The organism is Candidatus Hydrogenedentota bacterium, from assembly GCA_012523015.1.
In the GTDB taxonomy this organism is placed as follows: Bacteria; Hydrogenedentota; Hydrogenedentia; order Hydrogenedentales; family CAITNO01; genus JAAYBJ01.
The window spans coordinates 1-2439 of record JAAYJI010000139.1 but is presented as its reverse complement, the minus strand read 5'-3'; the positions used below and the strand labels follow the sequence as shown (position 1 = coordinate 2439).

The 2439-nt window shown below is 49.4% G+C and carries 2 protein-coding genes; one reads left to right on the top strand and one right to left on the bottom strand.

Annotation, left to right across the window (positions count from 1 at the left end; translation table 11 throughout):
- Positions 1 to 705 (bottom strand): glycosyltransferase family 2 protein (locus tag GX117_05775; protein NLO32851.1); only part of this gene is annotated, 705 nt, incomplete at its 3' end.
- A 308-nt stretch (positions 706 to 1013) separates the two neighbouring features.
- Here GX117_05775 and GX117_05770 point away from each other — a divergent pair.
- The coding region (locus GX117_05770; protein NLO32850.1) for a ribonuclease H-like domain-containing protein at positions 1014 to 2439 on the top strand (1426 nt) is incomplete at its 3' end.

Sequence of the window (2439 nt, the reverse complement as noted above, 5' to 3'; positions counted from 1 at the left end):
GTGTAAGGCTAGTGTGGAGAAGGAGGTGAGCGCGGTCATGCCCAGTTCTATGAGGCTTTTCATGGTGAATTTTGTTTGACCGACAGTGCGGTTCATGGGCGGCAGCGGCAGCCGGGCACTGCGAAAACCCATCCATCCGATTAAGCCACGGAAAAAACTGCGTCGTTCGGCAAGGGCCAAAAAGGCATCCACTACTTTACGATCCAATAATTTAAAATCGCTGTCTCCCGTCACATGCTGCGGTACGACAAGCCGCATGAGGAAATTAAAGAGGAAGACGGCAAAGCGATAGAGAGGCGATTCTTTGGAGCGTTGTTCTTTGACAGTATTGACCACTTCTATGTTGCCCGTTGCCCATAAGTTCACCATGTCGGGGATCATGGCAGGGGGATGTTCCAAATCGCCGTCCATGACGATGACCAAATCACCTGTGGCTTGCGCGAGCCCGGCGCGGATGGCGGCTTCTTTGCCAAAATTACGGCTGAATCGGAGCGGTACGATTCGTTCCGTGTCTGATTTAGCGAGTCCTTGCAAAACCTCCCAGGTATTGTCGGCGGACCCGTCATCTACGAGCACACATTCCCACCCCTTAATCTGTGTGGACGGCAGTCTGTCCAAGGTATCGCGGATCACATAAAAGCTGTATTGGAAATGTTCCCCTTCGTTATAAAGGGGTATGACTAGAGTCAATATTCCTTGACGCATGAAATTGTCCTTTTCGTTTTCTGCGACAGGCAGCAGAATTTGGATAATAGCCTACACCAATACTTTGGTATCAGACAATACGGTCTTTATGTCTCTTTCAAGTTGGGCATGAAGATTTACTTTTTATGGCGCTTTCTCGGCACGCCTATTGTATCAAGTAGCCGGGATGTTCTGTTGGAATTTGCAATAGTTGCGCTTTTCCTTGTGGTATACTGCCTGTATAGTTTGCCCCTTCAACGCGGTTTTTAGGCAGAGGGCACCCACGAAGGTAGAGATCGTGCCTTGGATACTATCAGGATAGTATAGCTATGAACGATAACAAGAAAATTATAGAAGAATTGAAAGAGTCATTGCCGTTGACGACGGCGAACATGCTGCCGCCTGCAGGCGGTGATGAGGACAAAACGGCGCCTAAGAAGGAGGCTTCTTCAACGTCCACTCCCGCGTCTTCATCGCAGACGGAAAAACCTTCTGAATCCGGTTCTTTTCTGACACAGGAAAAGGAAGGACTATTAAGTGCCTTCATGGGTTCCGGGCGGACGTCGAGCTCGGCTGAGCCAGATACCGACACTGATGCAGGTGAGTATCCGCCGCTCAGCACACTTGTTCACGGTGAAATTCATGGTGATGACGACTTCGGCTTTTTCCACATGAAAAAGAATTATCCGCTCACCTACCATGTAGGCGAAATCCCCTTAAGTTTGGGCCTGCAGTGCAGGGGAGAACAACTCGCGTTAAGCGCCTGCGACAAGGGATTGAAAGATATCAATCCTTTGAAAAGCTGTTATATTGATACGGAAACGACGGGATTGGCAGGCGGTGCGGGGACTGCAGCCTTCCTGATTGGTTTGGGCTATTACCGCAATACCGGTTTCGTTCTTGAACAATGTTTTATGCGCGATTATGACGATGAAGGAGCGGTGCTCGCTTATCTGGCTGAAAAGTTTCTTGAATTCGATTGTCTCGTCAGTTTCAATGGGAAAAGTTTTGATCTGCCGCTGCTCCGTGCACGCTTTGTGCAGCATCGGCTCAACGATCCTTTCGAACATCTTGCGCATTATGATTTGGTGCATGCGGTTCGCCGTGTTTGGAAACAACGCCTGGGCGATTGCAGCCTGAAAAACATTGAAAGGTCTGTTCTCGATTTCCATCGTGTGGATGATGTGCCCGGTTTTGCTATTCCTAATATTTGGTTTTACTTTTTGGACACAGGCGATCCTCGCGCCTTGCCCGGCGTTTTTGAACATAACGCTCTGGATATCGTGTCTTTGGGCGCTTTGGCGGGGCATCTGTCAGAAAGTCTTGCTGCTTCTGAAGGGTCCGCTTTTTATCATGCGGAAGACCGTCTCTCTGTCATCCGCCTCTATTACAAAAATAAAGAATATAAGGCAGTGGTGGAACAGGGACAGCAGTTTTTGGATAAATTTGCGATTGCCGATGATTTGCGTCGGGAATGCCTGCATCTGACCGGTCAATCGTGGAAACGGCTGCGGCGTTTTGATGAAATGTTCAACACGTGGAAAATGCTTCATGAGGAGTTTCCCAAGGACTGTGTCGGTGCTGCGGAACTGGCAAAATTTTTAGAACATCAATTCCGCAACCCGAAAGCGGCGGCGGAAATTTGCGAAGAAAGCCTGCAAGCCATCGAGCGCTCAGAGGGTATCGCCGGGTTGAGCGGTGATTATCGTGTTTCCACGTTGCGTGGGCGTTTGAATCGGCTGCGTGCAAAAATCG